This window comes from Parasphingorhabdus sp., from assembly GCF_036568145.1.
Taxonomy (GTDB): domain Bacteria; phylum Pseudomonadota; class Alphaproteobacteria; order Sphingomonadales; family Sphingomonadaceae; genus Parasphingorhabdus.
Window position 1 is genome coordinate 61,259 of record NZ_DATCTC010000032.1, and the last position, 6,589, is coordinate 67,847.

At 53.6% G+C, this 6,589-nt stretch carries 6 protein-coding genes; 2 read left to right on the top strand and 4 right to left on the bottom strand.

Annotated features, from left to right (window positions below):
- Positions 1 to 17: 17 nt before the first annotated feature.
- Entirely contained in the window at positions 18 to 524 is a 507-nt protein-coding gene (locus tag VIN76_RS13425) for a MarR family transcriptional regulator (protein WP_332042376.1), read from the bottom strand.
- Between the two features lie 209 nt (positions 525 to 733).
- Between VIN76_RS13425 and leuD the strand changes: the two genes are divergently transcribed.
- Positions 734 to 1,318, top strand: a complete 585-nt coding sequence (gene leuD / locus VIN76_RS13430) for a 3-isopropylmalate dehydratase small subunit (protein ID WP_332042377.1) — start codon at positions 734 to 736, stop codon at positions 1,316 to 1,318.
- Here leuD and leuC read toward each other — a convergent pair.
- Positions 1,315 to 2,730: a 3-isopropylmalate dehydratase large subunit gene (gene leuC, locus VIN76_RS13435; protein ID WP_332042382.1), complete on the bottom strand. Its 1,416-nt coding sequence runs from the start codon at positions 2,728 to 2,730 to the stop codon at positions 1,315 to 1,317. The two genes, leuD and leuC, sit on opposite strands and share 4 nt — an antisense overlap.
- 217 nt (positions 2,731 to 2,947) lie before the next feature.
- On the opposite strand from leuC, the gene VIN76_RS13440 reads away from it, so the two are divergent.
- A complete protein-coding gene (locus VIN76_RS13440; protein WP_332042378.1) occupies positions 2,948 to 3,724 on the top strand; it encodes a 2-keto-4-pentenoate hydratase in 777 nt (258 codons plus the stop codon).
- Between the two features lie 10 nt (positions 3,725 to 3,734).
- On the opposite strand, the gene VIN76_RS13445 is transcribed toward VIN76_RS13440, so the two are convergent.
- Together VIN76_RS13445 and VIN76_RS13450 are read right to left on the bottom strand one after the other, a co-directional pair.
- On the bottom strand, positions 3,735 to 5,030 hold the full coding sequence (locus VIN76_RS13445) for an acyl-CoA dehydrogenase family protein (RefSeq protein ID WP_332042379.1): 1,296 nt from the start codon (positions 5,028 to 5,030) through the stop codon (positions 3,735 to 3,737).
- 34 nt (positions 5,031 to 5,064) lie between these two features.
- Positions 5,065 to 6,408 carry a phosphotransferase family protein gene (locus tag VIN76_RS13450; protein WP_332042380.1) on the bottom strand — a complete coding sequence of 448 codons (1,344 nt, stop codon included), beginning with the start codon at positions 6,406 to 6,408 and terminating at the stop codon, positions 5,065 to 5,067.
- Between the last annotated feature and the right edge of the window lie 181 nt (positions 6,409 to 6,589).

Genomic DNA, 6,589 nt, shown 5'->3' on the forward strand with positions numbered 1-6,589 from the left:
ACCGCAGCGCGGTATGTTTAAGCCTTAACATCCGTCAGATCGGATAATTGCCGTGTTTCATCAGCCAGATTCTCGATGACGCGCCGCATTAATTCTTGCAGCGTAGAGACTTCTTCATTGGTCATCCCGCGGGTCGCAATTTCATGAATTTCGGCATTCATTGGCGCAAGGATCAGTTCCAGCTGCTTGGCGTGCGGTGTCAAATAAATAAAGGTTTTGCGTCGGTCCACGGGAGTTTTCTTGCGAATGATGAAACCGTCTTTTTCCAGACCTTTCAATGCTACCACGGTTGTCGGCTCTCGCATTCCAACCCGTTCACTCAGTTCACGCTGTGTAATCCCGTCTTCTCGCCATAGCTGCCGCAAGAAACGCCATTGACCCGCCGAAACATTGTGGGTCAGCGTTCCGCGTTCCAAAAGACGCGAGAATGAACGAAATACAATTCGAGCCAAATAACCAATACTGTTGTTCGGATCGGTATAATATTCCGGGCGATGGCGATTATCCTGATTCTTGTTAGCCATTATTCATCTCCCATAGCGCTGGTTTTGATCCAGTTGATTAACGCTCACAATATGCTATCCTTAGTATACAAACTATTGTGCAGCAATCTATTCTTTTAACCCTCATTCATAATGGCAGTAGTGGCCGCCCTTGTCCAAAAAGGCGATAACCATCTGAACCAAATCATGTTTGTTTTATCCCTTTTAGTGCAAAAAATGTGGAGAATCCGGTGAAAAAATTTACCACGATTATCGCAGTAGCCGCGCCTCTGCCGCTGTCAAATGTTGACACTGACCTGATCCTTCCAGCGCAATTTATGAAAGGCCTAACCCGCGAGGGGCTTGGCGATCATCTTTTCCAAACGCAACGTTATGATAGCGATGGACGCGCCCGTCCGGATTTTATCCTTAACCATCCGCAGTGCCGCCAAGCCCGGATTTTGATAACTGACCGGAATTTTGGTTGTGGCTCTTCACGAGAACATGCGGTTTGGGCGATCACTGATTTTGGAATCCGCTGTATCATTGCGCCTAGCTTTGGTGAAATATTCGCATCCAATGCCCGCAAAAATGGACTTTTGCTCATCACATTATCCGATGATGCCTGTCGTGATTTGCACGAAACTGTCGCCGATTCCGAATATGCTCCGGTCACTGTTAATCTTGTAGATCAACAAATCATCCTCTCATCAGGCGACATCATCGCCTTTACCATCGATCAGAATGACCGCCGCATCCTGCTCAATGGACTTGACGACATTGCTCGGACTTTGCAGCATAGCGACGCCATCGAACGGTTCGAGAACGCCGCCTAAAGTTTATCCGGATCGATAATATGCCCGGCAATGGCACTTGCTGCGGCTATGGCCGGGCTCATTAAATGCGTTCGACCACTTTGGCCTTGCCGGTTTTCAAAATTGCGGTTGGAAGTTGATCCGCAGCGTTCACCGGGCAGCAATTTATCGGCATTCATCCCTACACACATCGAGCAGCCAGGTTGTCGCCAGTCAAAGCCGGCATCGCGGAAAATCTGGTCTAGGCCTTCTGCTTCTGCCTGCATTTTTATCAGACCCGACCCAGGCACTATCATCGCGCTGAGATGCGGCGCGACCTTTTTCCCATCCACAATCGCTGCGGCAGCACGCAAATCTTCGATACGGCTATTAGTACAACTGCCAATAAAAATACGGTCAAGGCGTAGCCCTGTAATAGGCATACCAGGCAGCAGACCCATATATTCCAGCGCCCGTTCCGCTTCGGAGCGAAGCACTGGATGGTTCAACATTCCAGGATCAGGAATTACTTCATCAACAGCAATGGTCTGCGAAGGATTCGTTCCCCAACTGACCATCGGTCGGACCGCATTTGCATCAATTTCTATCATTCGATCAAAAACTGCGTCTGCGTCACTCGACAACTGCGACCACTGTTCAAGTTTCACGTCCCACTCTGCGCTGGAAGGCGAAGCAGGTCGGTCTTTTAAATAGGCATATGTCTGCTTATCAGGCGCGACTAGTCCAGCCCGCGCACCCATTTCGATACTGAGATTGCACAAGGTCATCCGGCCTTCCATCGACAGTGAACGGATTGTTTCGCCGATAAATTCGACGACATGACCAGTGGCCCCGTCCACACCGATCTGTTGCAGGATATAGAGCGCGAGATCCTTGGCATAAACATGTGGTGACATGTCTCCAGAAACATTGATGCGCATATTACGAGAGCGACGCTGACGAATGGTCTGAGTTGCCAGAACATGCTCTACCTCGGACGTTCCGATACCAAAGGCCAGAGCCCCAAAGGCACCATGGGTCGATGTATGGCTGTCACCGCAAACGATAGTCATTCCAGGCTGCGATCGCCCTTGTTCCGGCCCGACCACATGGACAATTCCGTTGCGCGGATCGCCCATAGCAAAGCGTTCTATACCGGCACGATCGGCATTTTCTGCCAACACCTCAAGCTGAGCACGCGCTTCTTCATCCATGACAGCAGACGTGCCAGCATCCTGATCAATAGTCGGCACGTTATGGTCCGATAATGCCAGCGCTAAATCAGGCCGCCTAACCTTTCGCCCGGCGGCAGCAAGCCCTGAAAAAGCCTGCGGTGAAGTGACTTCATGGATTAAATGGAGATCAACATAAATCAAACTTTCCCCATCATCCTCGGCAACGACATGCGCGTCCCAGATTTTGTCATACAACGTGCGCGGGGCAGGTAGCGTCATCGGTGACTCATATCCCAAAGAGTTCGGCAGGGCCGCTTCTTCGTCATTGCTCACTTTACTCACTACGCCATTCCTTTGATATCAGACCTCCCAACAGATACTTAGTATTTGAAGTATTGTTTGTCTATGATAAAGGAACTCCAACAGGAACATTGTCATATCAGTAGATTTGCCCTTATCTGAAATCTGATCCACCAACCATTTTGCGAGACTCCTTTTGATTGACCACCAATTTCATGCTGAACAATTGCGTAGTGCCTATGCCGGTCCAACGATAGCGCCGCTGCGCGATAGCGATCCGCGGGCGAGCGTAGATGATGCCTATGAGATACAGGCGCTGAACAGGGATCACTGGTTGCGGGAAGGACGACGGATTGTCGGGGCCAAGATCGGGCTTACGTCCAAAGCGGTGCAAAAACAGCTTGGTGTAGATCAGCCTGATTTCGGAATATTATTTAATGACATGGCCATTGATGATGGCGGCTCTATTCCGGCCGGAAAATTGCTACAGCCCAGGGTAGAGGCCGAAATTGCTTTCTGCCTTGGCCGCGATATTGATATGGTCGGCGACGATCCCGCAGAATTGGCAGATGCAATTTCCTATGCTCTTCCCGCGCTTGAAATTGCCGACAGCCGTGTCGCGGACTGGAATATAACTTTTGTCGACACCATTGCGGACAATGCTTCATCGGGGCTGTTCGTGCTTGGCACAGAGCGGTTGAAACTGGCGGATATCGACCTTGTCGGCTGCGCGATGCGGATGGAGAAAAATGGCGTGCTTGTTTCAGAAGGCAGCGGCGCGGCCTGTCTTGGTAATCCGTTAAATGCACTCGCCTGGCTGGCGTCGATACGAATCCATCAGGGCAATCCGTTGAAGGCGGGCGGCATCATATTGTCAGGGGCACTGGGCCCGATGGTCGCTGCGGTGCCGGGTGACAGTTTCACCGCACATATTGAAGGTTTAGGCGGGGTCAGCCTGCATTTCGCCGACTGACCCTTGTCTGTTAAATCTTGCCCAGAGTTTCCTTGCGCGGCCCCAGATAGCCGAACAGGTACGCCGCTACTTTTCGCATCTGTATTTCTTCCGCGCCTTCGGTAATGCGGTAACGGCGATGGTGCCGGTAGATATGTTCAAACGGCTTGTGCCGGGAATAGCCCATCCCGCCATGGACCTGCATCGCCCGGTCGGCCGCTTCGCAGCAAAGCCGGTTTGCCCAGTAATTGCACATCGATACGCGGTCCGACAGGCGGTGCTCCACCTCTTTATGCGGCATATTGTCCATTTCCCAAGCGGTCTTGTGGATCAGCAGGCGCAGCATTTCGGCCTGTGTCGCCAGCTCGACCAGCGGGAATTGGATCGCCTGATTTTTTGCCAACGCTTGACCGAACGGCTTGCGCTCGCGGGCATATTTCACGCTTTCTTCTATGCAATAGACCGCCGCGCCCAAGGATGAAGCCGCCTGCCGGATGCGGTTTTGATGCACAAAACTTTGCGCGATGGACAGACCGCCATCCAGCGGACCGAGCCGCGCGCTATCGGGCACCCAGACATCGGTAAAGGTCATGCGCGGGTGATCGGTGGGCATGTTGAACGTCCACATATATTCATCCACCGTCATCCCCGGCGTGCCAGTGGGGACAATCAGGCAGCTTATACCCTTGGCATCGCCATCATTGCCGCTGGTCCGGCAGAAAGTCGCACAGTGGCTTGCGACATGCATTCCGGTGATCCACATCTTTCGCCCGTTGATGAGCCAGCCGTCCACCCCGTCGCGGGTTTCGGGAACGGCGCGGGTTTCCATATGCGTCGCGTCGCTGCCATGATCGGGTTCTGTCAGGCCGAAAGCGGTCCGTCGTTTGCCTTCAAAGCCGCCGAGGATGAACTCCTGTTTCTGCTCCTCGCTGGTCGCGAATTGTTCGAACATCTCGACGAAAGGGAAGTTGCCGACAATGCTATGCTCGTTCTGCAAGTCATTGTGCAGCCCAAGCCCCTTTGCCGCGAAATGTTCGCGTATGACCGCCATCCACAGGTTCGATCCGTCCTTGCCACCATATTTTTTGGGCGCGGAAAAGCGCCAGTGGCCCGCGGCATCCGCCCGTCTGGTTGCGGCACGCAGCAACTCTTCCCACTCGTGGCGCGGCAAGCCCTGATTATCCCAGTCGGTCCGGCTATGTTCGCGGCGATGGTCAAAGAAGCGGATATTGTCATCAGCTTGCTCAAGCGGTTTGATCTCCGCCTCGATAAAGGCATCCAGTTCATCAAGGTAGGCTTGTAAGTCGTCCGGTATCGCAAAATTCATATTTGATCCTCTTCCTTTTTTTATAGTTTTGTTTTCATGCGCTCCACTGGGAACGTGCGCGGGCCAGTGCCGCATATTTGGGGCTATCAACCGTGCATTTGTCGATAGCATCGCGGCGTAACTGCGCGAGCACCCCCGGATCGGCAAGCGTCACCGCGCCGTCCATAATGTCGCTCGCGCGTCTCGCATCTTCGGCAGAAACATTCGCGCCAAGGTCACGCATTACGATGCCAAGCGCGTTCATCGCAACCGCGACCTCGAACTTGGCGTGGCCGCTGGCGTCCGGTTTTATTTTTTCGCCCAGCCAGTCGCGCACGGCCTGAACTATCTCTTGTTTGGAAGGCTCCCCTTTTGGCTCGGGGGCGGTTGTAGATGATGGTGGTAACGGACGGCTTCGTTCCTCTTCTGGCGCGCCTGTTTCCAGCAGCATGAGCAAATCCAGCTCCTGCTCTGCGGTCCGGCGACCGATGACGACGCGTTCTACCGTAGGATCAGCACCGCTCCGCCATGCTTCGCCCATTTGCAAGCATCCGAGCGCCCACCATAAAGTGCGGAACACAAGCCAGAAATGAAACCGCTCTGGATCAACCGGTGCGCCGCCTGCGTCCCTGTACGCCGCGAAATAATCATCAAGACCGCCTACCCCGAACGCCGGACGATCAAGCTGGCCAAAGCGCCACACAGTCATGCAGCCATAGGCTAGATCATCATGCGGATCGCCAAGATGCGACAATTCCCAGTCGAGCACTCCGGCCAGACCATGCTCGTCCACCATGATATTGCCCATGCGATAATCCCCGTGGACAAGCACAGAGGCGGCAGGATCAGGCAAATGCTCCTCGCACCATTTGATAGCCAGCGCGATAATCGGCCGGTCGCCACCATATTCAAGGAAACGGGATTTATATTCGGCAAGCTCCGAAGCTATATCCAGCACCGGGATTGTCGCGGGGATAGTTTCGGCAGGAATAGCGTGGATGCGCGCCAGTTCGCGGCCAAGGTCGTTCAGCAATGAAGGCGGAGGCGCGGCCAGTATTTTGACCGGGTTAACCTCGCCGACAATGCGCCGCATGATATAGCCGGTTCCCATGCCATCGCTATCTGCAAGCACACCGACGACTTCGGGCGCTTTCACACCGGCATCGTGCGCGGCCATGACGAGCGCCGCTTCATCGCTGTGACCATAAGGTCGCCCCGCCATGTAATCGGGCGAAGGGGCACGGCGAAGAACATAGGAGCGGCGATCATCGCCCTCACCCCAGTCAAACGCCCAGCTTTCCATATTCGCCCCGCCAGAAAGACGCTGGAGATCAGATAGCTCGCCAGAACCCGCAATACGGGTCATGAAAGCCGATAGCGACGCTGAAAGATCAGTCATTACAGAGCGCCGCCCGTGGCTCTGTGTGAATATCATGCACGCAGCCTTTATACAGGCTGTCTTTATAATCTTGCATCCCGCTCCCCAATTACTTAGAATACTATCTATACCAAAGGCATTCACTTTCCACAAGCGGACGCGATCGGGAGAACCTTAATAGTGCATATTGCAATATCTGCTT

Excerpts from the sequence above, each read along its gene's own strand:
- VIN76_RS13425 (WP_332042376.1), bottom strand. The coding sequence starts at position 524 with ATGGCTAACAAGAATCAGGATAATCGCCATCGCCCGGAATATTATACC.
- leuC (WP_332042382.1), bottom strand. The coding sequence starts at position 2,730 with ATGACGCTACCTGCCCCGCGCACGTTGTATGACAAAATCTGGGACGCG.
- VIN76_RS13445 (WP_332042379.1), bottom strand. The coding sequence starts at position 5,030 with ATGAATTTTGCGATACCGGACGACTTACAAGCCTACCTTGATGAACTG.
- VIN76_RS13450 (WP_332042380.1), bottom strand. The coding sequence starts at position 6,408 with ATGACTGATCTTTCAGCGTCGCTATCGGCTTTCATGACCCGTATTGCG.